This window comes from Nonomuraea sp. NPDC049624, from assembly GCF_040675255.1.
Lineage (GTDB): Bacteria > Actinomycetota > Actinomycetes > Streptosporangiales > Streptosporangiaceae > Nonomuraea.
Map to the genome: position 1 here is coordinate 103,103 of NZ_JBFAOR010000003.1, position 25,054 is coordinate 128,156.

The window sequence follows — 25,054 nt, forward strand, 5'->3', positions numbered from 1 at the left end:
GCCTGTCGAGTAGGCCTTGTCTTCGGCAAGGACCTCACGCAGGTCGCGTTCGAGCATGATGAGGGACCGATCGGCCGCGCGACATCTCCCGCCACGTAGACCCTGTCGGTCGCCACGCCGTTGAGGTCGAAGGCGCGCCCGCCGGCGTCGCAGCCGACACCCCAGAAGCCGGCCGCCAGTCCGGAGCCCTCCAGCCATTCCACGTTACGGATCGACCCCAGCGAGGCCGGCACCAGGTCGGCCTCGACGGCGGTCCCGTCCGAGAGCTGAGCAGACCGCACGTGTCCGCCCGCGTCTCCCTCCAGCGACGCCACCATGACCCCAGGCGGGGCGTCTCGGACCCCCAACGCTCTTCGGGCCTCGATGGCTATGTGGGGGCGGAAACCAGCACGCAGCCGTTGCGGAAGCTGAAATGTCGCTACGGCGGTTTAGTGTTGCAAACCGTGAGCGATGTGATCGATTGTCACCGTGAGCGTGTGCGCGCCGCCGACCCTCTCGTCGCCGTCGCGGATCTCGGCGAAGACCTGATCGAGACCGTGAACGCTGTCGGCGCCCCCTCGGTGTCCAGAGCCGACCCCGGCGCCCCGTCAGTGCGCTGGGGCCCGCTGACCACCTACTCACTCCAGGCCAGAGTCGCCGACGACAACCCCGCGTACGCCCTCGGCGGCCTCCTCGACCGGTGGATCTCGACCCTCGACGCCGAGCCGGGTTCCGGGCTGGTGGTGAACTGGCCGAGCCGGGATGCCGCGCCCGTGGCGGCACTGGTCAGGCGGGGGTTCGCGCCACGCTCCGTGCTCGGCGTCCGCGTCGGCCCCGCTTCAGCGGGCGGGCACTCGTCTCCAGGTATACGGCGGGCCACGGCGGACGATCTGGATGCCATGTGCCGGCTGTACGTGGAGCTGGTCGCCTACGAGGCCCAGTTCGGCTGGTTCTCGGTGCTGCCCTCGACGCCCTCCGCCGCCCGGGCCGAGCTCGAGGAGAAGCTCGCCCGTGACGACGGCTGGTGCTGGCTGGCCGAATCGGACGGTGAAGTCGCCGGCATGCTCGCGGTCCATCACCCCGACCACTCGGGCTGGATCGCGCCCGCCGTGCAGAAGCCTCCGCCCGTGGCGTACGTGGGCTCCTTGTACGCGCGACCGGTCAGCAGGGGCCGCGGCATCGGCACCGCGCTGGTCGCCCACGCCCATGCCGAGGCCGCAGCGGCAGGCGTCGAGACCATACTGGTGCACTACGCGGCCCCGAATCCGCTGTCCGTCCCCTTCTGGTCCCGCCAGGGCTACCGTCCGCTCGTCACGACCTGGGGACGGTTCGCTTAGGCGAGGGCGGCCCTGCGTATCGGCGGCCCGTCTGCAGCCCTCGCTACTGGTCGACCACGGGAGGAGGAGGCGAGATCCCCGGCGTAAGCCCGGGCTGCGTTGCTTCGGGGGCTGACGTGGGCGGGTGAGGCGCGTTGTCAACCCGTGTGTTCACCGATGAGGAGATCCGCTGTGCCCGCATCATCTCCGGCAGTCTGCGGGCCGGCGCGGACAGCACCGCTCGATCTGCCCACGACAGCCTCGGACGGCCAAGTTGACGGCGCAACACGGCGACCTCGTGCCGCGGCACGAGGATCTCCATGTTCTTGGTCGCGTCGCTACGAGTCAGCAGCGTCAGCCGGCCCACGATGCGGCAGGCGTGAACGGAGTATTGACACCCTTCAGGGTGGGGTGACCGCGCATCCGACTGGGGCGTGGACGGTGCAGCAGGCCCGCAACTTGGTCATGGATCTGGAAAGCGCATCGCCAGGCTACGATTCTTGATCCAAGATCGGGCCTCGCTCTTCACCGTCGCCCTTCGGGAGGTTTCACAGCCAATGGGCTGCGGACCATCACCACACTGCCGCAGACGCCGAGGATGAACGCCATTTGCGACCGGGCCATCGGCACCCTGCGCCGCGAACTCCCGGACCGGATGCTGATCCTCAGCGAACGCCATCTGGCCCTCGTGCTCCGCGAGTACCTGAACCACTACAACGCGCACCGGCCGCACCAGTCCAGGCGCCAACGGCCGCCAGACACCACAACGGCGGTGCGGGGCATGGTGATCGTGCGGGGGCTCAGGTCAGGGTGCGGATGACGCGAGCCGGGTTCCCGTAGGCGACGACGCCGGCGGGGACGTCCTTCGTGACCACGCTGCCGGCGCCGACCACGGAACCCTCGCCGATCGTGACCCCGGGCAGCACGATCACACCACCGCCGAGCCACGCGTCGGGCCCCACGGTGACCTTCTCGCCGTACTCGTAACCTGCCTTCCGCAAGGTGGGGTCGAGCGGGTGGGTGCCAGTGAGCAACTGGACGCCCGGGCCCAGCCACGCCCCGTCGCCGACGTCGACGGGCGCCATGTCGAGAAAAACACAGCCGAAGTTCACGAACACCCGGTGGCCGAGGGAGATCGGCTCACCGTAAACACAACTGAACGGCGGCCGCACCTCGACCGAATCGCCGACGGAACCGCACAGCTCTTTCAGAATCAGCTGCCGGAGCTGTGGATCGGCGGCGCTCGACGAATTGAATCGCGCCACGATCAGGGCCGTTTCGAGCCGTTCGGCGTTGAGTTCGGGATCGTCCGCGATATAAAGCTCGCCCGCAAGCATCTTCTCTTTCGCTGACGCCATCGATGACCTCTCCATGCTGTGGATCCGGGCGATCATCGAGTGTAACCCGCGACTCCGGAGTTCTGCGAGACCGCTCTCCGCCGCCGGACCGTCAATAATTTTCGGACCGAAATTCGCGCGCCGTCGCCATTTATGGCGGGCGTGGCCGGAAGCCCGGCGCGCACGAGGCTCGCCGCCTTCCCTGCCCCGGTCGAGGGGGCGTCCCAGGCGTGTACGCTGTGGAGCGAAAAAACGCGGAAGTCCGCGCTTGGCAGCGTCCGGACCGGGGAAGAGACCCCGCCGGGATAATGTCGGCACAGGTGGCCTCGAATCCAGAGGTTCCGAACGACTGGGATACTCCGCCAGGGGTGGCCAGATGCGAAGGAGCGACTGAAATGGCACGCCTCGGTGATCGTGCGGATCAGCTCAAATGCTCGTTCTGCGGAATGAGCCAGCGGCAGGCCAGGCGGCTCATTGCGGGCCCGGGCGTCTACATCTGCCAGGAGTGCATCCAGATCTGCAACGAGATCTTCGAGGAAGAAACCGAGGAGACCACCGAGGTCAGGCGCGGCAACCTGCCCAAGCCGCACGAGATCTACAAGTTCCTCGACGCGCACGTCGTCGGACAGGAGAAGTCCAAGAAAACGCTGTCGGTCACGGTCTACAACCATTACAAGCGCGTCTTCTCCGGCAGCACCGGCTCGCGCGGCGACGACGTCGAGCTCGCGAAGTCCAACATCCTGCTGCTCGGGCCCTCGGGGTCGGGCAAGACGCTCCTGGCCCAGACCCTGGCCAAGCTCCTCGACCTGCCGTTCGCGATCGCCGACGCGACGACTCTGACCGAGGCCGGCTACGTGGGCGAGGATGTTGAGAACATCTTGCTCAAGCTCATTCAGGCCGCCGACCACGACCTGCGCAAGGCCGAGACGGGCATCGTCTACATCGACGAGATCGACAAGATCGCCCGCAAGAGCGAGAACCCGTCCATCATGAGGGACGTGTCGGGCGAAGGCGTCCAGCAGGCGCTGCTGCGGATCCTGGAGGGCACCACGGCGTCCGTCCCGCCGCAGGGCGGCCGCAAGCACCCGCAGCAGGAGCTCATCCTGATCGACACCACCAACGTCCTGTTCATCTGCGGAGGCGCCTTCGCGGGCCTCGACCAGATCGTCGAGCAGCGCGTCGGGCAGCGGCGGATGGGCTTCAACGCGGTGCTGCGCCCGGCGGGCGAGCAGCACGGCCACGGTGACGCCTTGGCGGCACTCATGCCGGAGGACCTGGTCAAGTACGGCATGATCCCAGAGTTCGTCGGCCGGTTGCCGGTCATCACGACGGTGCACGACCTCGATCGCGAGGCCCTGGTCCAGATCCTGACCGAGCCGCGCAACGCGCTCGTCAGACAGTACGCGCGGTTGTTCGAGCTCGACGGCGTCGAGCTCGGGTTCACCCCCGACGCGCTCGACACGATCGCGGAGCTGGCGCTGCTGCGCGGCACGGGAGCGCGAGGCCTGCGGGCCATCATGGAGGAGGTGCTGCTGCCGGTCATGTTCGACGTTCCCAGCCGCACCGACGTGGCCCGGGTGCTGATCACCGAGGACACGGTGCTGCAGAGCGTCAACCCGAGCCTGATCCCTCTCGGGCGCGCCGCCCTGGCCAGGAAGCGCGGGCCCCGGGAACAGTCGGCGTAGCAGCCGCGCCCCGCGCCGGCGGCCCTCCTGACCCGCCGGCTGATCACCAGGTGACGGGGACCGCCTCGATACCGCCTGAGAGCTGGCTCGTCCTGATCCTGAGCTCGCCGGGCGGCACTGCCAGCCGGAGTCCGGGCAGAGCGGTGGTCAGCTCGGTGAGAGCGGCCCGCAGCTCGACGCGCGCCAGCGGGGCGCCCAGGCAGTACCTGCCGCCGTGCCCGAACCCGAGATGGGCGCCGGCGTGCTTGCAGCCGATGTCGAACCGCTCCCCTCCGGGGAACTCCGTCCGGTCCCGGTTGGCGGCCACCAGGCTCAGCAGGACCGCGTCGCCTTCCTTGATCCGCTCCCCGCCCACGTCGATGTCGGCCCGCGCGTAGCGGACGACGCCCCCGATCGAGACGATGGGCGCCGCGCGCACGATCTCCTCCACCGCGTCGTCGATGAGCTCCGGCTCCGCCACCAGCCTGTCCCACTGGCCCTGGTGACCGAGCAGCATCGCCACGCCCACGTCGATCCGGCCCGTGGTGGTCTCGTGGGCGGCGAACAGCAGTCCGGCGCTGCGGATCGCGACCGTGTCGTCGTCCTGCGTCCTGCACAGCTCCGACATCACGTCGTCGGCCGGCTCGGCCCGCTTGCGCCTGGCCAGGTCCCCCATGTACACGATCAGTTCCGCGAGCGCCGCCATCGAGGCGTCCCTGTCCCGGAGGCCGGCGATCGTGTACGACAGGGCGCGGAACCGCTCGCGGTCCTCGTACGGCACGCCGAGCAGCTCGCAGATCACCAGCACCGGAAACGGCCAGGAAAAGTGGGTGTGCAGGTCCACCGGAGGAGTGAGGCCGGCCATCTCGGCAACGAGTTCGGCGGCGAGCTGCTCGACCCTCGGCCGCAGCCTCAGTATGTGTTTCGCGGAGAAAAACGGCGACAACATCCGGCGCATCGCCGTGTGCCGCTCGACCTCGGTGTCGAAGGTGTACTCGGGGGAGGGGCCGCTGAACAGGCTCGCGTTCGAGATCCTGGCCGCGCGTTCGGGCTCGCGGTGCGACATTCCCAGCCGGTCGTCGTTGAGCAGTTGCTTCACGTACGCGTATCGGGAGACGAGCCAGGCCTCGTCGCCGGCCTGCGTGCGGACGCGGGCGACCGGCTGGTGTTCGGACAGCTCCAGCAGCCGCGGCGGCGGGGACATCGGGTCGGGTTGAGGGAAGGGCAACGCCGGCAAACCGTCCTGGGCTGGCATGGGAATTCTCTCACCTCGGCAGTGGTCGCTCGTTATGGGAAGTTATAACAAGGGCGCCCGGCGTATGGGAAGCAGGCGCTTTTTTCGCGGCGAATATTTCGGTGGCACAGCCTCGATTCCCGCCTATCTTGACAGGTCGTCGGTCATCGCCAAAGATGACCTCTGGAATGTCTGGTGCAGCGGCCCGCAGTGGCCCGGAGAGGGCGCTCATGACTCAGCAGACCATTACCAGAATAAAAACTCTGTACGAGCGCCAGGGCTGGTGCCGGCTGGACCATCGGTTATCCGACGGCGAAATCCAAAAATTGCGGGACAGCGTGGAACGTCACATTAGTGAGCGCCGTCCGGGGTTGGTATACGAAGAAGGCTCGCAGGCGGTGCGCGGAATTCACGGCTGCCACCGTTTCGACCCGGTGTGCTCGGACCTGACCCGGCTTCCCCCGCTGGTCGACGTTGCCGAGGAGATCCTCGGCACCCCGGCCTATGTCTACCAGTTCAAGGTGAACCTCAAGCAGCCGAGGGACGGCGCCGAGTGGCCCTGGCACCAGGACTTCCCGTTCTGGCAGACGGAGGACGGCATGCCCGCGCCGCACGCCGTGAACATCGCGATCCTGCTGGACGACGCGCACGAGCACAACGGGCCGGTGGTCCTGGTGCCCGGTAGCCATCGGCTCGGCCCGCTGTGGAACGCGGCGGAGGACGAGGACGACTCCGCGGCCGACTGGCGCGTCAACATGCGCGCCTCGCTGCCGCTGACCGTACCCGGCGAGGTCGCCTCGCGGCTGGCTGCGGAGCGGGGCACCGAGCTGCTGACCGGACCGCCCGGAACCATTTACGTGTTCCATCCGTGCATCGTGCACTCGTCGTCGGCCAATCTCTCGGCCGACAGGCGCGCGCTGCTCATCATCAGCTATAACTCCGTCACCAATCTGCCGCGACATCCGAACCGGCCGGAGTTCCTGGTCGACCGGGATTCCACCCCCATCGTCAAGCTGGGGCGTGAGACACTGTGATCGAGCACTGAGCCCATGCGTATAGCCCTCGTGAACATGCCGTTCGCCAACTGGCACTACCCGTCCTTCGCGCTCAGCCAGCTCGCCGCTCTGGGACACCACGAATTTCCCGGCCAGGTGACCTCGGACGTCTTCTACCTCAACCATGATTTCGCGCGCTATTTCGGTCTGCCGGAATACGACTCGCTCGCCAACGACGGGGAGCATCTGCTCGCCGGGCTGGGCGAGTGGGTCTTCCGCGACATCGCCTTTCCGGAGGCGGGCGACAATGAGCGCGCCTATTTCCGCCGTTACTACCGCGGCCCGCGCTGGCTGCGGCTGCGCGAGCGCGTCCTGCAACGACGTCCCGGGCTGGAGGAGCGCTGCCGCGAGCTGATCGATCGGTACCGGCTGGCGTCCTACGACGTGGTGGGCTTCAGCTCGATGTTCGCGCAGAACGTGCCCAGCATCGCCGTCGCCCGGCTGATCAAGGAGATCAACCCCGAGGTCGTGACGCTCATGGGCGGCGCGAACTGCGAGGCGCCGATGGGGGCCGTCATCGCCGAGCAGACGCCGACCATCGACTTCGTGTTCTCGGGTCCGTCGATGCACACCTATCCCGAATTGCTGCGTGCCCTGCTGAACGGCGACACCGAGACGGCCCATGCCATCCCGGGCATCGTCACCGGGCGCAACTGCGGCGATCCCCGCTTCCGCAACGCAGTCGGCCGCGACCGGGACATCGAGGACCACATCCCTCCCGACTACTCGGGCTGGCTGACCGCGCTACCGCGCGACGAGGTGCTCTGGAAGGCGGTCCAGGACGGCACCGCCCACCCCCAGCTCTATTTCGAGACGTCAAGGGGCTGCTGGTGGGGTGCGCGCTCGCACTGCACGTTCTGTGGCCTGAACGGGCTCGGCATGGACTACCGCGCGTTGTCGGCGGGCAAGGCGATCCGTCAGTTCGAGCGGCTCTTCGAACTGGCGCCGTGGTGCAACCGCTACGTCTGCACCGACAACATCATGCCGCGAAATTATCCCAAGGAAGTCTTCGGCCCGCTCCAGCCCCCGGCCGGCACGTCCATCTTCTACGAGGTGAAGGTCCCGATCGCCGATCACGACCTCGAGGCCATGGTCTCGGGCGGCGTGAACCAGATCCAGCCCGGCATCGAGGCGCTCTCCACACAGACACTCTCGATCATGCGGAAGGGCACCACCGCCTTCCAGAACCTGCAGTTCCTGAAGAAGTGCATGCGGCACGGCATCGAGCCGTACTGGAATCTGCTCATCGGATTCCCCGGCGAGCCCGAGAGCGTGTTCCAGAAGTATTTCGACGACCTGCCGTCGTTGGTGCACCTGCCTCCCCCGAACGGCGTCTACGTGGTGCGGTTCGACCGATACAGCCCGTACCACACCAACGGCGGCTTCTACGGCCTGGAGCTGCGGCCCTCGGATCACTACCGCTACGTCTACCCGTTCCCCGAAGACACCTTCACCGACCTGGCCTACTACTTCACCGACGAGAAGCTCGGACCGTACGCGGCCGCGTCCACCCGCTGGCACGCGCGGCTGAGCGAGCGCGTCGAGGAGTGGACCAGAGCCTGGTCCCGGCGGCCGCCGTCGCTCACGCTCGAACGCGGCGCCGACGGTCAGGAGCAGATCACCGACTCGCGCGGCGGCGGGCCCGCCACGACCCTGCCCGTGGACGCGGAGACCCGGCTGCTGCTGCACCGGTTGTCGTCGCCGGCGAAGCCGGACAGGCTCGCCGCAGAGCTCGGGCTCGACCCGGAGGCCGTGGCGCGGCGGCTGGCTCTCCTGCGGGAGCGGTCTCTGCTGTTCGAGGAGGACGGCAAGATCCTCAGCCTCGTCCTGACCGAAGCCGGCGCGCAGGCGGACCTGCCGGCCTCGCTCGAAATCGTCTGAGAAATTCGCCGGTCTCATCAACTCCAGGGTGGTCGGTACGGTGCACACGAAGCACGTCAACGGAACTCAGCCAACCGGCAACATCATCAGTGAGCTAGGCCACCGCTGGTCGGACGGAGGTGACAGCCTTGACGCCATCTGCCGCTACGCCCTCATGCCCGCAGGCAAGCTCTTCCGTCCGATGCTCATGGTCGAGTCGGCGCTCGCCGTGGGAGGCACGATCGCGCATGTCCTGCCGGCCGCCGTCGGCAGCGAGTACGGCCACACGGCAAGCCTGATCCACGACGACATCATCGACTGCGACGAGTTGCGCCGCGGCCGCCCATCCGTGTTCTCCAGGTACGGCATCGAGGACGCGATCGTCGCGGGCGACGCCCTGATCTTCCATCTCTTCCTCTGCCTGGCCGAGTGCCGGCGCGCCGGGGCACCGGCCGAGCGGGTCGTCAGGGCCCTGGAGATCGCCGCGACGGCGGGCTTGGACATGTGCCGCGGCCAACACCTGGAGAGCGAGATCACCAAGAACTCGATCCGCGATCGCGACCGCTACCTGCGCATGGTGGACCTCAAGTCCGCCGCCCTGTTCCGCAGCGCCTGCCAGTGCGGCGTGGTGCTCGGCGGCGGGCTGGAGGCGTCGGTGCGGTCGATGGGCGGTTACGGGACGGGCCTGGGTGTGGCGTTCCAGATCATCGACGACCTGTTCGCGTTCACCGACGACGGGTCGGTGACCGGGAAGCACCCGGCCAGCGACGTCCGGAACCGGCGGCTGACGCTGCCGCTCATCCTCGTCTACGAGAGCGCGGACCCCGTCGCCGTCCGGCTGCTCGACGACGCGTTCTCCGGCGAGCTGGGAGATCAGGAGGCGCTGGCCGCCGCCACCAAGGCCGTCGAACGTACCGGCGTCCTCGACATCTGCCGGAAGGTCGCCCTGGAGCACATCACCTCGGCGAAGGACGAGCTGCTGCTCCTGCCGGACACGCCGAGCCGCGACCGGCTCGGGCAGCTCGCCGACGACGCGGTCGAGCGAGTGCGCTGATGCCGAGCGGCGGGTTAAGAGTCGCGCTGGTCGCGCATGCCGAGACCTGGCGCCCCTACGGGCTGACCTACGTCGGCCTCGTCGGCCTGGCGGCCGGCGCTCTGGCGTCGCCGTCGCCGTCGCCGTGGCAGCTCCTGGGCGCGTGGGGGGTGCCGACGCTGGGCTGGTTGGCCGGCCTGTACGGCGGCGATTACTTCGACAGGAAGCTCGACGCGATCGCCAAGCCACACCGGCCGATCCCGTCCGGCCGGCTGCCCGCGCGCACCGCGCTGGCCATGATGGTGATCTGCTGCGCGGCAGGAGCGGTGGGCGCGCTGCTGCTCAACTGGCGCACGCTCGGCCTCGTCGGCCTGGCCCTGGTCGCGGGCATCCTCTACAGCACGTGGTTCAAGGCGCGCGGGCTGTCCGGCAACCTGGTGCGGGGTGGCCTGACCGCATTCGCGTTCCTGTTCGGCACCATGGCGACGGCCACGCTGCCGCCGCCGTACCTGCTGCCCGTCGCCGCCCTGTTCTGGCTCCACGACGCGAGCTCGAACCTGGTGGGGACGCTGCGCGACCTGGACGGCGACAGGGAGGGCGGGTACGGGACCGTCCCCGTGCGGCATGGCGTGACGGTGGCGCTGACCTGGGCGGCCGTCCTCTACGCCGCCGTGCTGGCGCTGGCCGCCGCCGTTCCCGCGCTGGTCCCGCAGCCGCGCCCGGCCGGCTGGTACTGGATCCTGCTCGGGATCGCCGCCGCGCTGGGAGCTTCGGCGCTCGTCTCGATCCTGCGGGCGCCGCGCCCGCTGTCCCCGCGGACCGCGCTGCGCGCGCACGAGTTCTTCGTCCTGGAGCGGCTGGTGCTCGCCGCCGCCTTGCTGGCACTCGGAAGGGGAGCCGGCCTGGCCCTGCCGCTGCTGGTCGCGGTCCTCGTCCTGACCTGGCTCACCCAGCGCATCATGCGGGCCCGGTACGAGTTCGCCCAGGTCGCCCCCGGAGGGGAAAAGGAAGGGATGAACGCATGACTGACGTGCGGCGGAGCGTCGAGCTGGCCGTCGATGCCCTGTTCGACCGGCAGCGCCTGAACGGCTCCTGGCAGGACCACCTGCCCTCGGCCCCGATCGCCACGGCCTCGGCCATCGTCGCCCTGCACTTCGCCGACCCCGTCGGCTCCGCATCGCTGATCCGGGCGGGTGCGGCGTGGTTGCGGGCGGCGCAGAGCGACGACGGCGGATGGGGAGACGCCGCGAAGGCGCCGTCCACCTTCAACGTCACCCCGATGGCGACGGGCGCGCTCTCCCTGATCGACCCCGAGGGCTCCGCCGAGCACATCCGGCGGGGGCTGGAGCGCATCGAGGGCTTCGGCGGCATGGAGGCGGTCGCGGACCGGGACATCTGCAAGATCTTCCTCATGTGCCAGCAGTTCCTCAGCCTGGGCGGGCTGTACGACGAGCGGAAGATCATGCGCCTGCCGTTGGAGATCATCTTCCTCCCCCGGATGTTCCGGCAGAAGGTCTCCTTCACCGTTCCCTGGCTGCTGCTGTGGGGCATGATGCAGGCACACACCCGCCCGTGGAACCCGCTGCGCAGAGCCGTCAACCGGGTCTGCGAGCGGCCGATCTTCGCCTACCTCGACGAGCTCGAGCAGTTCGAGGGCGAGGACGGCGGCTACCAGGAGTCGCCGTTCATGGTGGCGCTGGCCTGCCTCGCGCTCGCCAGGGCGGGGCTGCGGCGCGACATCGTCGAGCGCTGCATCGCCTACCTGCACAGGACCGTCCGGCCCGACGGCTCCTGGCCGGTCAACCGGGACCTGGAGCTGTGCGCCACCACGTTCGTCACCCACGGCCTCCAGGACACCGGGTACGCCTCCGACGAGCGGCTCGCCGCCACCCGGGAGTGGATCCGCGACTGCCAGCGCCACACCCGCTTCTCCGCCACGGGGTGCCCGCCCGGAGGCTGGGGATGGTCGTGGCGCTGCGGCTGGCCGAACACCGACGACACCGCGGACGCGCTCATCGCGCTCGCCCGCTTCGGCGACCCGCGTACCGACGGGCAGGTACGCGCGGGCGTGGACTGGCTGGTCGCCATGCAGAGCAGGAACGGCTCGTGGAGCTGCTTCTGCAGGAACAACCCCATCGCCCTGGACGGCGCCTGCTCGGTGATGAGCGCGCACGCGGTGACCGCGCTGCGCGAGTCGGGCGGCCTGACGGCGGCCGACCGGCCGATCGCCAGGGCCCTGGCCTGGTTCCGCCGCAACCAGCGAGAGGACGGTTCGTTCACCACGCCCTGGTACCGCGGCCTGGTCGCCGGGACCGGGAACGTGCTGGACGCACTGGCCGGGCTGGGGCTCGCCGACGACCCGACGGCCCGGCGCTGCCGGGACTGGCTGCTGGCCAACCAGAACCCCGACGGCGGATGGGGCCAGGACGAGTTCGGCGCCTCGACGGCCGAGGACACCGCCTGGGCGCTGCTCGGGCTGCTCGGCTCGGGCCCGGCGAGCGAGCCCGCCGTGCAGGACGGCGTCGCCTGGCTGGTGTCGCACCAGCGCCCGGACGGGCTGTGGCAGCCCACGATCCTCGGCATGTACTTCCTGGACCTGAAGTACTCCTGCGATCTGCTCGCCGCGGGCTACGCATTGCAGGCGCTCGCCCGATACCGGCAGGCCACGGCCCCGCCCGGCCCGGGAAAGGCCGTCCATGCCGGACTATGACGTCCTGATCTGCGGCGCGGGCGCCGGCGGGCTGACCCTGGCCCACTTCCTCGGGCGGCAAGGACACCGGGTCCTGCTGGCCGACAAGCAGTCGAGGCCGCGCAGCGCGCACAAGGGCGAGCTGGTGCAGCCGAGGACGGTGCAGATCCTGGAGGCCGCCGGGCTCGTCGAGCCGCTGGCCGAGCGGGGCGCCAGGACGGTCCGCCGCCTGAGCTGCCACACCCCGCGCGGCGACGAGCTCATCGACCTCGACTTCAGGCTGCTGGACAAGCCCTACGACTACGGCCTGCTGCACTACTACAAGGACTTCAGGGACGTGCTCGGCGGCCGGCTCGGGTCCACCGTCGACTACTGGCAGGGCGCCTCGGTGCGGGAGCTGCGGCGCGACCGGCACGGCCGCGTCGCCGGGGCGTACCTGGGGACCGCCGGCCGCGTCACCGAGGTGGCGGCCACCCTCACCGTGGCCTGCGACGGCCGGGAGTCCCGGTTGCGCAACGCCGCCGGGATCGAGCCGCGGATCCGGCGCTACCCGCACCAGCTCGTCGGCCTCGACCTGCCCGACGCGCCCGAGCTGGGGGAGGACATGGCCATGTACCTCACGCCCGGCGGGCTGCGGGTGCTCTTCCAGATGCCCGGCGGCCGGGCGCGGCTCTACGTCCAGATACCGGCCGGCCGCTTCCGCTCCATCGGCCGCCGCCATCTCGGGGCCTGGGCCGACGACCTGCTGCGGGAGGTCCCGGCGCTGCGGCGGGTGGCCGGGCCGCTGCGCGCCGGGCTGGACAGCGTCCAGGTGCTGCCGGCCTGGCGTTTCGTGGCGCCCACGTGGCAGGTGCCGGGGCTGGCGCTGCTCGGCGACGCCGCGCACGGTGTGCACCCCATGGTCGGGCAGGGCATGAACGCCGCCATCGGCGACGCCTGGTGCCTGGCGGGAGAGCTGGAGGCGGTGCGGGACCTCAGCGCCACCGCCGTGGACGAGGCGATCGGCCGGTACGAGGCGGCGCGGCGGCCCGTCCTCGGCTACGTCAGCCGGCTCAGCCACACGCTGGCCCTGCTCTTCACCAGCACCTCCGCCACCGTACGGCTGGCCCGCCCGCTGCTGCTGAGCCGCAACAGCGGCAACGACGTGCTCCGCCGCCGGATCGTCGCGGGCATGGCCGGGTTCACCTCCGACCTGTTCACCGGCTGGGCCATCCGGTCCGCCCTCGGGCTCACGCGCGGGTGATCCAGGCATGCCTGTCGCACTCGTCACCGGAGGGACCTCGGGGATCGGCGCCCAGTTCGCCCGGACGCTGGCCGGGCAGGGATACGACCTCGTCCTGGTCGCACGGGACACCGGCCGCCTCCGTACGAGCGCGGCGGAGCTGGCCGGACGACACGGCGTGACGGCGCACCCGCTGCCCGCCGACCTGTCCACGCCGGCCGGACGCGCGCTCGTCGCGGAGCGGCTCTCGGCCGAGCCGGTCGACATGCTGGTGAACAACGCCGGCTTGGGCGTCGCCGACGGCTTCGACGCGGCCCCGATGGACCTGCTGCAGCACCAGCTCGACGTGAACGTCACCGCCGTGCTTCGCCTCACCCACGCCGCGCTCGGCGGGATGCTCGCCCGCGGGCGCGGGGACGTCGTCAACGTCTCCAGCATGGCCGCCTTCATCCCCGGCTACGAGACGACCTACTCGGCGAGCAAGAGCTGGGTCACCTCGTTCTCCGAAGGGCTGGCGGCCGAGACGCGCGGTCGCGGCGTCCGCGTGATGGCGCTGTGCCCGGGCTGGACGCGCACCGAGCTCCACCAGCGGGCCGGCGTGCGTGCGGCCGGGCCCGCGTTCCTGTGGCTCACGGCCGCACGCGTGGTCGAGGAGGGGCTGGCGGACCTGCGGCGGGGCAAGGTCGTCTCGGTGCCCGGGCGGCGGTACAGAGCGCTCATGACAGTTCTGGATCTCGCGCCGCGAGGCGTCGCACGCGTGCTGGGCAGGCACGTGCGACGCCGGCGCACCTGACGAGGGGAATGGGTGAGATGACGCAGGTGAGCCCGTGGTTCTGGTTCCCCGCCCGCCGGCCGGACGCGCCGCTTCGGCTCGTGTGCGTCCCGTACGCCGGAGGCGGCGCCGGGGCGTTCCGCGCCTGGCCGGCGTCGTTGCCCGGCGTGGAGGTGGCCGTGGTCCGGCTGCCCGGCCGGGAGACCCGCTTCAAGGAGACGCCGCTGCGTGACTTCGACAAGGTGCTCCACGTGCTCGCCGCCGAGCTGGCCGCGCTCCGGGACCGGCCGCTGGCGCTGTTCGGGCACAGCCTGGGCGGGCTGCTCGCGTTCGAGCTGGCCCGGACGACGTCCCCCGTCCAGCTCTTCGTCTCCGCCACGCGCGCGCCGCACCTGTTCTCGGCGGAGCCGGTGGAGTCGCTCTCCGACGCGGAGTTCATCGACTACCTGCGTGCCTTCCGGCTGCTGCCCGCGGCGAGCTCCCAGACCGACCTGCTGAGACTGATGCTGCCGGCCATCCGAGCCGACTTCGCGGTGGCCGCGAGCTACGTGCACCGGCCCGGGCCGCCGCTGGCGTGCCCGCTGCACGCCTTCTACGGCGAGGCTGATCCGTCGGTCGCCAGGGCGACGATGGAGCCGTGGCAGGAGCGGACCACCGGGAGGTTCACGCTGGAACCCGTGCCCGGTGGCCACTTCTTCCTGCACGCCGAGGAGCGGCGGATGCTCGCCGGCATCGACGCCAGGCTGCGTGAGCACACCTACTGATAGGCCTGCGCCTGCGCGCTGTACGCCTCGGCGTAGGCGCCGCCGCGTCGCATCAGTTCCTGGTGGCTGCCCGACTCCACGATCTGCCCGCCGGAGACGACGACGATCAGATCCGCCATCCGCACGGTCGAGAGGCGGTGCGAGACGTACAGCGTGATGGCCCCGTTCCTGGCGCCCGCCTGCCTGGCCACCGTCGCGTAGCGGTCGAACAGCTCCGCCTCCGCGTGCGGGTCCAGCCCCGAGGCGGGCTCGTCGAACATGACGAGCAGCGGCGAGTCAGGCATCATCGCGCGGCTGAGCGCCAGGCGCTGCCATTGACCGCCGGAGAGCTCCCTGCCTCCGCTGAAGCTCCCGCCGAGCTCGGTCTCGGCGCCGTCGGGCAACGAGGCGACCAGCTCGGTGGCGCCGCCCTGGTCGAGCGCGGCGGCGAGCGCGGCCTCGTCGTCGATGCGCTCCAGGTTGCCGAGGCCGACGCTCTCCCTCAGCACGAACTCGAAGCGCACGAAGTCCTGGAAGCCCGCCGACAGCCGCGACCGCCACTGCTGGAGGTCGAGCCCGTCCAGCGGCTCGCCGTCCACGGTGATCCGCCCCTGCTGCGGCTCGTAGAACCGGGACAGCAGCTTGACCAGCGTGGACTTCCCGGCGCCGTTGTCACCGACCAGGGCCACGATCGACCCCGCGGGGATGTGCAGGCTCACGTTCTTGAGCACGTCGACGTCGGTGCCGGGGTAGCGGAAGGTGACGTCGTCCAGCGCGATCCCGTCGGTGAGCCGCTCGGGAACCGGCCCGTGGCCGCTGCGGCTCTTCCACTGCTCGGCCATCTCGCGCAGCCACAGGTACTTGTCCGTCGTGGTGGCGAACCCCATCAGCCCCTTGACCGACGTGACCAGCATGCTGACCTGGCTGTTGAGCTGCGCCGCGAGCAGCAGCGTCAGGAAGACGTTGCCCACCGTCGCACGTCCCTCGATCGCCAGCAAGATGACGATCACGACCGCGCCGAGGAAGGCGACGGCGAAGGCCAGCCAGCCGACGACGTTCAGGGCCGAGGCGCGCAGCGCCGCCCGGCGGCGGACGCGGGCCATGTCGCTCCGGATCTCGCGCTCGCGACGGGCGAGTTCCTCGCCGAATCCGAAGACCCGCAGCTCCTTCGCCGAGCCGGGAGAGATGGCCACGTTGAAGATCGCGTCGGCCAGCCGTCCCTTCTCCGCGGTGCTCATGATCGCCGCGAAGGAGGCGCGCTGCGCCCGCGCGGTCATCCAGATGGACGGCACCGCGAACAGCGGCAGCAGGATGAACACCGGATAGATCACGGTGAGGATGGCCGTCGTCACGACGACGCGCAGCACGACGGCCAGGGTGACGAGCGTGTAGTCCACCACGAGGGAGAGCTGCGAGCGGAGCTGCCGCAGCAGCGCGATCTCGTCGGCGTGCGCCGGGCGCTCGTAGTGCTCGAGACCGGGCACGCCGGAGGTGATCTCCATGATCCGCCGGTCGACCAGCAGGTTGGTCTTGTCGGCCAGCGTCGTCCGCTGGCCCAGCGCCACCGACTGGCACAGCCCGTTGACCGCCACGGCGACGGCGAAGATCGCCGCGGCGCGGTAGGCCGCGCCGCTGTCGCCGGCGAGCACGGCGTCGGCCAGCAGCTTGAAGCAGTACAGGGAGCCGACCAGCGCCAGAGTGCCGAGGGCGGTCAGCGCGTACACGGTGACCATCAGCATCCGGTCCGCCTCGTAGCCGAGCCGCATCATGGCGACCATGCCCCTGAGGCGCTCACGCAGTGCGCTCATGACTCCACCTCGCTGGCGTACCGCTCGGCCTGGAGCCGGAACATCTCGGCGTACTCCCCGTCCAGGTCCAGGAGCTCCTCGTGGGTGCCCTGCTCCACTATCCGTCCGTCGTTCATGACCACGATGCGATCGGCACGTCGCACGCTGGAGAAGCGGTGCGAGATGATGATCGTGGTGAGGCCGCGGGTTATCTCCAGGAACCGCTCGTAGAGCTCCGCCTCACCCCGCGCGTCGAGGTTCGCGGCCGGCTCGTCGAGCACGAGGATGTTGGCGCCCCGCTCCACGGCGTGGAACGCCCTGGCGAGCGCGATGCGCTGCCATTGACCTCCGGACAGGTCCTGACCTCCGGTGAACGCACGGGAGAGCGGCGTGTCGAGGCCGGCGGGCAGCGCCGCGATGATGTCCTCGGCGCCGGCCCGCGAGACGGCCCTGGACACGGCTTCGTCGTCCGTCTCCTTGCCCAGGTCGCCCAGTGCGATGTTGTCCCTGGCCGGCAGCGGGTAGCGGACGAAGTCCTGGAAGATCGCCGAGATGCTGCGGCGCCACTGCCCGGCGGGAACCTCCGCGAGGTCCTCGCCGCCGATGGTGATCCGGCCCTCGGTCGGCGCGTAGAGGCGAGTGAGGAGCTTGATCAGGGTGGTCTTGCCGGCCCCGTTGACACCGACGATCGCCAGCGAGCGACCGGTCTCGATCTCCAGGTCCAGCCCGTCGAACACCTGTTTCTCCGAGCCGGGATAGCGGAAGCCGACGCCGTCGAAGCGGATCGTGCGGGCCGTGAGCGGCTCGTCCTCGCCGCCGCTCTGCCGGGGCGCGTCAGCGGAGAGCCTGCGTTCGAGCTCGTCGAGCGCGGGCAGGCAGGCGGTGCCGTACTCCACGCTCAGGAGGTCCGGGCTGGGAGTGGCGAGCTCGTTCACCGCCAGAAGTGCCATGAGCAGGATGATGGCCGCGCCGAAACCGAGCGAGCCCTCGATCAGCGAACGGGCGATCACCACCATGGCGATCAGGTTCGCGGCCAGCAGCAGCAGGTTCGTCCAGACCGCTGAGCGGGCGTCCTTGCGGCGCGTCGCCCAGACCGGCGTGATGGCCGTACGCCATTCGGAGGTCATCCGTGCAACGAGCCAGTCGAGCAGGCCGAAGACCCGGACCTCCTTCCCCGCCTCGGGCAGCATCAGCAGATCGCTCAGGTAGGCCGCACGCCGCAGGATCTGATCGCGCTCGGCCATGACCTGCACGCTGCGGACGTACTCCGCCCGGTTCCCCTTGGCGGCCAGCGCGCACGCCACGATCACCACGATCGGCAGCCACCAGTTGAGAGTGAAGAACAGCAGCCCCGCGCCGACGGCGGCGGCGGCGCTGCTCCAGATCTTCACCAGCCCGCTGGCCGCGGTCCCGGCCGTGAAGCCGCTGACGGCGCCGCGGGCCGTGGTGATGAGGCCGGCGACTTTTTCGTCCTCGAAGTGAGCGATGCCGGCGGGCTTGTCCACGATGAACATCAGCCGCCGGCGTACCGCGTCGTTGGCGCGGTCGGAGACGAGTTGCGCGGTCGCTTCTCTGGCGACCTCCGTCAGATATTGGCCGACGTAGAGAAGACCGAGAGCGACCAGCGCCCAGAGCAGCTCACGGCCCGCCGCACTGCCGAAACCACCGCCGACCGTCGAGGGAACGCGTTCGAGCGCCAGCCCCACGACAATGATGACGCTCATCGGCAACGCCGCGCTGAGCAGTATCAGCGCGGCGCACCCTAAAGCGAGGCCAGGGCTCAGCCGAAGCATGAGACGTACCAGCCGCCAGCGCGGCGCCACAGCGGGGAAGAATCGCAGCAGCGTATCGCGTGCCGCAAAAGTCACGACGACTCCTTCCGAGGTAATCAGGGGGATGTCGAGAGAATACTGAGTCCGGGTTCGGCAGTCTACGGCACCAATGAGTGGCCGGCGCAGGTGTTCTGAATTTCTCACGAGGAATGCTACGGCTCCCTCGTGCCCCCATATTCGCAGGTCACAGTGGCGATCTCGCAAAACGGCGTGCTCCGTGAGCTCAGCTGTATTTCGTCGTGGCGGCGCCAGGAAAACTCGTCGGAAAGCGGCTCTTCGTGATTTAGGCGGATGGCGCGGTTCCGGCTTCCGCCGGTGGTTGCGCAGCGTGAGCAGCGGCGCCTGTGGTCGGGCCGGCTGCTGCTCAGCCCTGGCCGGCAGGCCCTGCTGGTGCCGGTCCACCTGCGCAAGGGCGAGACGATCATCGAACTGGGAGCCGGTCTCGGCGTGTCCGCGGCGACCGCGTGGCGGTGTGTCCTCCGGCAAGCGCCGCGTAGACGGGATGAACGTCCGGGGCATCGCCTCGCCGGACGGTCCGGTCGTGCGGACGTCGGGAGCGCCGTCCGCATCCGGGGCGTCCCGCGCGTCCTGGAACGGGGAGCACCACCCTGGCCGGCAAGGCGTGTCAAGGAGGCGAGGGTGGTGAGGCCGTCGCCGTACTTCAGAAGCACCGTGCTGCCCAGGCCGCCTGAATCCAGGGCTGCTTCTCAAGTACGCCAGTTCTCGCGCAGCTCGGCGTTCTCCCGCCTGCCCTGGCCTGGCCCAGATTCCGTCGGGCCCGCCGGACCCGCGCCCTGATCCGGCCCGCTCCGACCTCCTCGGGGGTATTACGGACAGCCGCGGAGCCGCCCCCGCGCCCCGGTGGGCCGGAGAATCGAGGTCGGCAGTCTAATCGACACCTACATGACATCATCGATCACATATCGCAGTGGATCGGTTTCCGTCTGCTGCGTCGGCGGAACCGCTCTCTGCAACACAACTAAAGCGTCCACCATATCGGCTATTTAACATCCAGGACATTGACAGGCCCGATATGGCGATCTACTCTGCCTAGCAGTATTTCGAACTGTGCCCTGGTGCGGACCTCGGTGGAACGTGGTGAAGCGATGCCTTCAAGGTCTGCAGGCTACTCGTCCGGGGTGACATTAGGCTGAGCAGGCGGCGTGTGTCCGGGGTGGGGCTGTCGACGCTGATCCGGGGCATGCGATTCAACTCGTAGGCTGGTGCGGTGTAGCGAATGAGTGAGTCCTCCAGGTGAATGACCGGAAAACTGATGACATCGTCCTGCACGGAGCGCTTTGCGTTCAACGTGGAATTCTCATGTTCACCGGATATGTGCCGGCCAGCATAATAGCCGGCCAGGTCCGCGTCGACACGCACGATCCGGTTTCCGGCACGGGATATCAGCGGTCCGTGGCCAGGTTTCGTATCGCGAAGGTGGCCGAGTACTATCTGCGCGGCGGTACGATGCCCAACCCGCTCATGCTCAACATACGAGACTGCGATCTCCCGCCGGTGCGTATCGTGCCGGCCGGCGGCCAGCGGGCCGCCTACGAGGAGGCCTGCAGGAACCGGGGGAACTGGTCGGGCCCCGCCACGCTGGAGCTCAGCTCCGAGGTGCCGCTCTGGGTGTACGACGGCCAGCACCGCCGGGCCGCCCTCACCCAGTTGCTCACCGCGATGCCCGACGAGTTCGCCTCGTTCCCCGTCCCGGTGGCGATAACCCTGGGCCTCAGCTGGAAGGCCGAGGCGCGCGAATTCTACGAGCTCAATACCAATGCGGTCAGCGTCCAGACCGATCTGGCGTGGACGCTGCTCGCCGCGCTCGCGGCCGAGGACACCGAACTCCGCGGAGCTCTCGCGGAGAAAGGAAAGGACTGGCTCATTCGCGGCGACCAGGCCGTGGCGGAACTGGAGAAACTCGACGGCCCCTGGCAGGGAAGGTTCCGTCCGGTCAACCGCAGGAAAAGGAAAGGCGACGGCCGGATTGTCGGGCGGTCGCAGTTCGTCCGGTCGTTGCGGCCGGTGCTGGAGTTCCCGCTCCTGCGCGGCGCCGATCCGTCGGAAATGGCATTGCTGGTGAACTCCCATTGGTGTGGAATTGCGGAGGTCCTGCCGGAGGCCTTCAACGGCGATCCCGACGAATATGTCATCCAGAAAGGGATCGGAATAAACGCGATCCATGCCCTGCTGCCACAAGTCATCGAGGTGATCCGCAGCCGCGACGGCAAACTGGGCGACGTACAGGAACATGCCGAAGTGATGGAGTGGCTGCGGAATCTTTCCGGATACGCGGTGATCGACTCTCTCCAGGTGCGGGTCGCCGGCGTCGAATTCTGGAAGGTCGGATCCGCGGCGTCGTCCTTCAGCGGCAACGGCGGCCTGCGCCGGTTGGTGTCGCTCCTCCGGTCGGCGCTCCCGACCCCTGAACAGCAGGGCATCATTCGCTGAGCCCACTCCTGGGTGATCTCGCGGGAGCCGGTTGAGGCATGGCCTCCCGGCTCCGGTGGCGTGCGTCTCCACGGCGGATCCAGGTATTCGGTCACGAATTCACACGATGAACCGGGGCGGGCTCCGGCGTGCCGCGGAAACAGGCGGGACGTGCATCGTGCAGCGACCGGCCGGGCGCGCCCAATTTTCCCGGGTCTTTTTTCAGACGGACTTCTGTTCGGCCCGGCGGCCGAATTTTTGCGGGGCTTTCCGGCGGAAAACACGACTATGGACAGTCGCGCATAGGGGCGTCTACTCTGCCAATGCACAGCGGTGCGGGACCGACTGGAGAGGGCGTGCGGACCTGTCATGAGGAAAGACGATCCACGGGTTCATTTCAGCCGCTCCGAATTCGGGCCGAGCCGTGAGCTCGTCGCCATTCGCGACACGGACGGAATCTCGGCGGTAAATATTCCGGGGATCGAGCCCATGTGGTTCGTGACCCGTTTCACGGACGTCCGCGAAGTGCTGGGCGACCACAAACGTTTCCGCATCGTGAGCGGTGAAGAACTAGGGCAGGCAGGGCCGTCCCTCGACGAGGAACAGCGACGGATCCTGCGGGCCGGCAACCTTCTCGCGTTCGACCCGCCAGAGCACACGCGCCTGCGCAGGGTGGTGGGGCCGGCGTTCACGGCCGGGCGGATCAAGGGCATGGAGCCCCGGATACGCCGGATCGTGGACGAGCAACTGGACGCGATGGCGCGCAGCGGCCCACCGGTCGACCTCGTCCGGTCCTTCGCCACGTCGGTCCCGGCACTGGTGATCTGCGAGATTCTTGGCGTACCGGTGACGGATCGCACGTTTCTGCAGGAACAGGTGGACAGGATGCTGGACATCGCGGTCGCGCCGGCCGAACGCATGGCGGCCGAGCAGGCGATCCGCGCGTACATGTTCGACTGTGTGGACCGGATGAGCCAGGCTCCCGGTGACGGTCTGCTCCCGGCCCTGATCCGGCAGCAGAACGGCGAGCGGCTGTCGAGGGAGGAGTTGGCGGGTCTCGGTCACCTGCTGATGGTCGCGGGCAACGAGAGCACGGCGAGCATGCTGGCCCTCGGCACACTCGCCCTGATGCGGCACCGGGACGAGCTCGAGCTTCTCCAGGAGCAGCCACGCTTCACAGAGGCCGCGGTGGAGGAGCTGCTCCGCTGGCTCACCGTCGTGCACATCACGGCACCGCGCCGGACCACCGAGGACGTGGAGATCGCCGGACAGCACATCCCGAGCGGGAGCCTGGTGATGTGCTCGCTGCCTGCGGCCAACCGCGACAAGGCGCTGATCGACGATCCCGACCGGCTCGACCTCTCGCGCGGCGAAGCGGGCCACATCGCTTTCGGCCACGGAATTCATCACTGCCTCGGAGCGCCGCTGGCCCGGCTGGAGCTCAGGGTGGCGCTGCCGAGGCTGCTGCAGCGTTTTCCCGGCCTGCGCGCCACGGACGACGAGGCACGTTTCCGCACGACGAATATTGTCTATGGGCTGACTTCTCTGGAGGTCACCTGGTGAGGAAGTCGAGGTAGGCATGCCGCTGCCGCTTTCACTCTCGCAGGAGGAACTGGCCCCGATCGGTCCAGTGACCATGATGACCGCCTACGAACTCGCCGGCGGAATCGACACCGAACGGCTCGCGGACGCGCTCGACCTTGTGATCTCCCGGCACGAGCCGCTCAGGATGCGGTTGCTCAAGCAGGACGACGGATCGCTGCGGCAGGAGTTCCGGGACACCGGGCAGCCGGCCCGGCCGGAGGTGCACGTGGTCGAGTCGATCGACACGGCGCTGGCCGACTTCCAGTTGCAGCACCCTGACATCTACAAGGACGGTCCGGTTCGCAGCGCGTTCTTCCGTGACGAGGAGGCGGGCAGGACGGCCTTCGCGCTCCACATCGATCACATGGCCATCGACGGGTGGGGTCTCGAACTGCTCATAAGCGAGCTCACCCAGGCCTATGCCGCCCTGTGTTCGGGTGTGCAGCCGGAGCTGCCCGGCCTGAGGATCTCGTTCACCGACCACGTCGGGCTGGAGTGCGAGGCCGGTGAGACGGTCACCGACGCGCAGGTCCGCTACTGGTCGGACCTGCTGCTCGACAGCTCACCGTACGAGCTGCCCACCGAGCTGGCCAGAACCGGCGCGAAAGAGGCGGTCGCGGCCACCATCGCCAGGGCGGTGAGCGCCGAGACCACCACCCGGCTGCTCGAGCTGAGCAGGAAGCTCAGGGTCCCGATGCCCGCACTGGCGATCGCGTCGATCGGCGTCACGGCGATGGCCAGATCCGGTGTCACGGACATGCTGGTCAAGAACGTGCACCTGGGGCGTGACGTGCCGGGCTCCATGAGACTGGTCGGCTGCTTCACCCGGACCTCCTTCGTGAAGCTCGGCCTGGACCGGGACCTCCCGGTGGAGCGGCTGATCAGGAACGCGGCGCGGGGCTGGCTGGACAGCGTGACGTATTCCGCCGCGCCGTTCACCCTGGGGCGGCTGTTCAGGCACCTGCTCGGCACGGGTGCGATGGACTTCGAGACGATGATGCGGCTGGCCAGAGCGCTCACGGTGAACTACTTCGCGTCCCCGGAGAGACCGTCGCGGGACGACCCGGTCCTCGGCACGCGCATACCCGTCCCGACGCAGTCGGCGTACAGCGTCGGGAACGACGTCATGCCGCTGCTGATCGAGGTCAGAGTGGGCGAGCAGGTGAACATCGGCTCCATCTGCAACCCTGAGCGCTACCAGAAGGACGGCGTGGCCACGTTCCTGGACGGGGTCACCGCCGGGCTGGCGGCCATCGCGGCATCGGATCCGAGCGGCTCCACCGGCACGGTGGCCGACGCGATCGCGTCGTCGGGCGGGGAAGGCTGAGCATGCGCATCGGCCTCTATCTCGCGAGCCTTCCCTGGCCGGCGGAGCCGGAGGGCTGCCGGTCCATGCTCGACGATCTGCTCCAGGCGGCCGAGGGAGCGGATTTCCATAGCATCTGGACGCCGGATCACTTCTTCAACGTGCCCCTCTTCGGCGGGGCGGGTGCGCCCATGCCAGAGGCGTACACGACCCTGTCGTGGATCGCCGGACGCACCAGGGACGTGCAGCTGGGAACCCTGGTGACGGCGGCTCCCTACCGGCACCCCGCCTTGATGGCGAAGCTCGCGACGACGCTGGACGTCCTGTCCGGTGGGCGTGCCTGGCTCGGCGTGGGCGCGGGCTGGTACGAGGAGGAGACCCAGGCGCTGGGCCTGCGGTTCCCGTCGGCGCGTGACCGGCTGGGCGAGCTGACGGAGGCGGTGCAGATCGCCCGCCAGATGTTCGACGGTGATTCGACGCCGTTCCGCGGTACGTATTTCACGCTGGAGCGGCCGTTGAACGTGCCTCCCCCGACCGGGCGGATACCGATTCTCATCGGCGGTGAGGGCGAGCGCAGGACACTGCGCATCGTGGCGGAGAACGCCGATGCCTGTAATTTCTACGACCTTTATGATCTGGCCGGGCTGGAGCGGAAACTGGCGGTCCTGCGCCGGCACTGCGAGGCGGTGGGCAGGCCGTACGACGACATCGTGCGGACCACCGTGGGGCTGGTGAGCGGCGACGACGTCCCGCTGCACGTGGAGCGGCTGGGCCGCATGGCCGAGGCGGGCGTCGACCTGGCGATCCTCTGCGCACCGAATCCGGCGGACGAAAAAGAGTACGACATGCTGGCCGAGGTGGCCAGGCAGGTACGGGGCGAGGGCCGTGCGGAGCCCGCCCTGCTGCAGAACGCGGCACGCCGCCGGGAAATCGTCCAGTAAAAGGCGCGGCGAAGACCGCGTGTCCGAGCTGCGGAGCATTTGGAGACGGGGAAATACCATGGCGAATCCGGATCTCTTCACTGTGGTGAAGAACGACGAGGATCAGTATTCGATCTGGTGGGCGGAGCAGGACCCGCCGGCCGGCTGGGCCCTTTGCGGCAAGTCCGGCACCAAGGAGGACTGCCTGAGCTACATCGACGAGGTGTGGACCGACATGAGACCTCGCAGCCTGCGCTTGGCCATGCGCTCGGGCGAGGCTGGCTGATCACG

The 25,054-nt window shown here is 69.2% G+C and carries 20 protein-coding genes and 1 pseudogene; 17 read left to right on the forward strand and 4 right to left on the reverse strand.

What is annotated here, in order from left to right; translation table 11 throughout:
* Positions 1–443 precede the first annotated feature (443 nt).
* Entirely contained in the window at positions 444–1,316 is an 873-nt protein-coding gene (locus AB0J76_RS12100; RefSeq protein WP_364389400.1) for a GNAT family N-acetyltransferase, read from the forward strand.
* A 550-nt stretch (positions 1,317–1,866) separates the two neighbouring features.
* Entirely contained in the window at positions 1,867–2,115 is a 249-nt protein-coding gene (locus tag AB0J76_RS12105) for an integrase core domain-containing protein (RefSeq protein ID WP_364389783.1), read from the forward strand.
* On the opposite strand, the gene AB0J76_RS12110 is transcribed toward AB0J76_RS12105, so the two are convergent.
* Positions 2,096–2,689 (reverse strand): sugar O-acetyltransferase, encoded by a 594-nt coding sequence (locus AB0J76_RS12110; protein ID WP_352326376.1) that lies wholly within the window; start codon positions 2,687–2,689, stop codon positions 2,096–2,098. The two genes, AB0J76_RS12105 and AB0J76_RS12110, sit on opposite strands and share 20 nt — an antisense overlap.
* Before the next feature lie 338 nt (positions 2,690–3,027).
* Here AB0J76_RS12110 and clpX point away from each other — a divergent pair, with 338 nt between their 5' ends.
* The gene (gene clpX, locus AB0J76_RS12115) at positions 3,028–4,317 is read left to right on the forward strand and encodes an ATP-dependent Clp protease ATP-binding subunit ClpX (RefSeq protein ID WP_352326375.1); all 1,290 of its coding nucleotides are present in this window, start codon (positions 3,028–3,030) and stop codon (positions 4,315–4,317) included.
* Between the two features lie 43 nt (positions 4,318–4,360).
* Here clpX and AB0J76_RS12120 read toward each other — a convergent pair whose 3' ends face one another.
* A complete protein-coding gene (locus tag AB0J76_RS12120; protein WP_352326374.1) occupies positions 4,361–5,500 on the reverse strand; it encodes a cytochrome P450 in 1,140 nt (379 codons plus the stop codon).
* A 260-nt stretch (positions 5,501–5,760) separates the two neighbouring features.
* Between AB0J76_RS12120 and AB0J76_RS12125 the strand changes: the two genes are divergently transcribed.
* Genes AB0J76_RS12125 through AB0J76_RS12160 form a run of 8 tightly spaced genes read left to right on the forward strand, consistent with a single transcriptional unit; the run spans position 5,761 to position 14,925 of the window.
* Complete coding sequence (locus AB0J76_RS12125; RefSeq protein WP_352326373.1) at positions 5,761–6,564, forward strand: phytanoyl-CoA dioxygenase family protein; 804 nt, start codon at positions 5,761–5,763, stop codon at positions 6,562–6,564.
* 15 nt (positions 6,565–6,579) lie between these two features.
* On the forward strand, positions 6,580–8,466 hold the full coding sequence (locus tag AB0J76_RS12130) for a RiPP maturation radical SAM C-methyltransferase (RefSeq protein WP_352326372.1): 1,887 nt from the start codon (positions 6,580–6,582) through the stop codon (positions 8,464–8,466).
* A 40-nt stretch (positions 8,467–8,506) separates the two neighbouring features.
* A complete protein-coding gene (locus AB0J76_RS12135) occupies positions 8,507–9,499 on the forward strand; it encodes a polyprenyl synthetase family protein (protein WP_364389404.1) in 993 nt (330 codons plus the stop codon).
* The gene (locus AB0J76_RS12140) at positions 9,499–10,503 is read left to right on the forward strand and encodes a UbiA family prenyltransferase (RefSeq protein WP_364389406.1); all 1,005 of its coding nucleotides are present in this window, start codon (positions 9,499–9,501) and stop codon (positions 10,501–10,503) included. The genes AB0J76_RS12135 and AB0J76_RS12140 overlap by 1 nt, the downstream gene beginning before the upstream one ends.
* Positions 10,500–12,188: a prenyltransferase/squalene oxidase repeat-containing protein gene (locus AB0J76_RS12145; protein ID WP_352330323.1), complete on the forward strand. Its 1,689-nt coding sequence runs from the start codon at positions 10,500–10,502 to the stop codon at positions 12,186–12,188. Before AB0J76_RS12140 ends, AB0J76_RS12145 begins: the two co-directional genes overlap by 4 nt.
* Positions 12,175–13,410 (forward strand): NAD(P)/FAD-dependent oxidoreductase, encoded by a 1,236-nt coding sequence (locus AB0J76_RS12150; RefSeq protein ID WP_352330321.1) that lies wholly within the window; start codon positions 12,175–12,177, stop codon positions 13,408–13,410. Before AB0J76_RS12145 ends, AB0J76_RS12150 begins: the two co-directional genes overlap by 14 nt.
* A 7-nt stretch (positions 13,411–13,417) precedes the next feature.
* Complete coding sequence (locus AB0J76_RS12155) at positions 13,418–14,182, forward strand: SDR family oxidoreductase (protein WP_364389408.1); 765 nt, start codon at positions 13,418–13,420, stop codon at positions 14,180–14,182.
* Between the two features lie 17 nt (positions 14,183–14,199).
* Positions 14,200–14,925, forward strand: coding sequence for an alpha/beta fold hydrolase (locus AB0J76_RS12160; RefSeq protein WP_364389410.1), 726 nt, complete (start codon positions 14,200–14,202; stop codon positions 14,923–14,925).
* On the opposite strand, the gene AB0J76_RS12165 is transcribed toward AB0J76_RS12160, so the two are convergent.
* Positions 14,919–16,712 (reverse strand): ABC transporter ATP-binding protein, encoded by a 1,794-nt coding sequence (locus AB0J76_RS12165; RefSeq protein ID WP_364389412.1) that lies wholly within the window; start codon positions 16,710–16,712, stop codon positions 14,919–14,921. The two genes, AB0J76_RS12160 and AB0J76_RS12165, sit on opposite strands and share 7 nt — an antisense overlap.
* A complete protein-coding gene (locus AB0J76_RS12170; protein WP_352326992.1) occupies positions 16,709–18,559 on the reverse strand; it encodes an ABC transporter ATP-binding protein in 1,851 nt (616 codons plus the stop codon). Before AB0J76_RS12170 ends, AB0J76_RS12165 begins: the two co-directional genes overlap by 4 nt.
* Positions 18,560–18,901: 342 nt before the next feature.
* Here AB0J76_RS12170 and AB0J76_RS12175 point away from each other — a divergent pair.
* The 6 genes and pseudogenes from AB0J76_RS12175 to AB0J76_RS12200 form a co-directional block, all read left to right on the forward strand.
* Positions 18,902–19,000 (forward strand): annotated as a pseudogene (locus AB0J76_RS12175) (IS5/IS1182 family transposase); the annotation flags it as partial.
* A gap of 777 nt (positions 19,001–19,777) precedes the next feature.
* On the forward strand, positions 19,778–20,974 hold the full coding sequence (locus AB0J76_RS12180; RefSeq protein ID WP_352326993.1) for a DGQHR domain-containing protein: 1,197 nt from the start codon (positions 19,778–19,780) through the stop codon (positions 20,972–20,974).
* Positions 20,975–21,322: 348 nt separating this feature from the next.
* Complete coding sequence (locus AB0J76_RS12185) at positions 21,323–22,516, forward strand: cytochrome P450 (protein WP_352326994.1); 1,194 nt, start codon at positions 21,323–21,325, stop codon at positions 22,514–22,516.
* A 73-nt stretch (positions 22,517–22,589) separates the two neighbouring features.
* Positions 22,590–23,864, forward strand: coding sequence for a condensation domain-containing protein (locus tag AB0J76_RS12190; protein WP_352326998.1), 1,275 nt, complete (start codon positions 22,590–22,592; stop codon positions 23,862–23,864).
* A gap of 2 nt (positions 23,865–23,866) precedes the next feature.
* Positions 23,867–24,784 (forward strand): TIGR03560 family F420-dependent LLM class oxidoreductase, encoded by a 918-nt coding sequence (locus AB0J76_RS12195; protein ID WP_352326995.1) that lies wholly within the window; start codon positions 23,867–23,869, stop codon positions 24,782–24,784.
* Positions 24,785–24,842: 58 nt separating this feature from the next.
* Positions 24,843–25,049 carry an MbtH family NRPS accessory protein gene (locus AB0J76_RS12200; RefSeq protein ID WP_352326996.1) on the forward strand — a complete coding sequence of 69 codons (207 nt, stop codon included), beginning with the start codon at positions 24,843–24,845 and terminating at the stop codon, positions 25,047–25,049.
* Positions 25,050–25,054: the final 5 nt, after the last annotated feature.

Coding starts and splice junctions, on each gene's coding strand:
- AB0J76_RS12140 (WP_364389406.1), top strand. CDS start 9,499: ATGCCGAGCGGCGGGTTAAGAGTCGCGCTGGTCGCGCATGCCGAGACC.
- AB0J76_RS12200 (WP_352326996.1), top strand. CDS start 24,843: ATGGCGAATCCGGATCTCTTCACTGTGGTGAAGAACGACGAGGATCAG.
- AB0J76_RS12190 (WP_352326998.1), top strand. CDS start 22,590: ATGATGACCGCCTACGAACTCGCCGGCGGAATCGACACCGAACGGCTC.
- AB0J76_RS12155 (WP_364389408.1), top strand. CDS start 13,418: ATGCCTGTCGCACTCGTCACCGGAGGGACCTCGGGGATCGGCGCCCAG.
- AB0J76_RS12195 (WP_352326995.1), top strand. CDS start 23,867: ATGCGCATCGGCCTCTATCTCGCGAGCCTTCCCTGGCCGGCGGAGCCG.
- AB0J76_RS12185 (WP_352326994.1), top strand. CDS start 21,323: ATGAGGAAAGACGATCCACGGGTTCATTTCAGCCGCTCCGAATTCGGG.
- AB0J76_RS12165 (WP_364389412.1), bottom strand. CDS start 16,712: ATGAGCGCACTGCGTGAGCGCCTCAGGGGCATGGTCGCCATGATGCGG.
- AB0J76_RS12150 (WP_352330321.1), top strand. CDS start 12,175: ATGCCGGACTATGACGTCCTGATCTGCGGCGCGGGCGCCGGCGGGCTG.
- AB0J76_RS12120 (WP_352326374.1), bottom strand. CDS start 5,500: ATGTCCCCGCCGCCGCGGCTGCTGGAGCTGTCCGAACACCAGCCGGTC.
- AB0J76_RS12125 (WP_352326373.1), top strand. CDS start 5,761: ATGACTCAGCAGACCATTACCAGAATAAAAACTCTGTACGAGCGCCAG.
- AB0J76_RS12145 (WP_352330323.1), top strand. CDS start 10,500: ATGACTGACGTGCGGCGGAGCGTCGAGCTGGCCGTCGATGCCCTGTTC.
- AB0J76_RS12160 (WP_364389410.1), top strand. CDS start 14,200: ATGACGCAGGTGAGCCCGTGGTTCTGGTTCCCCGCCCGCCGGCCGGAC.
- AB0J76_RS12130 (WP_352326372.1), top strand. CDS start 6,580: ATGCGTATAGCCCTCGTGAACATGCCGTTCGCCAACTGGCACTACCCG.
- clpX (WP_352326375.1), top strand. CDS start 3,028: ATGGCACGCCTCGGTGATCGTGCGGATCAGCTCAAATGCTCGTTCTGC.
- AB0J76_RS12110 (WP_352326376.1), bottom strand. CDS start 2,689: ATGATCGCCCGGATCCACAGCATGGAGAGGTCATCGATGGCGTCAGCG.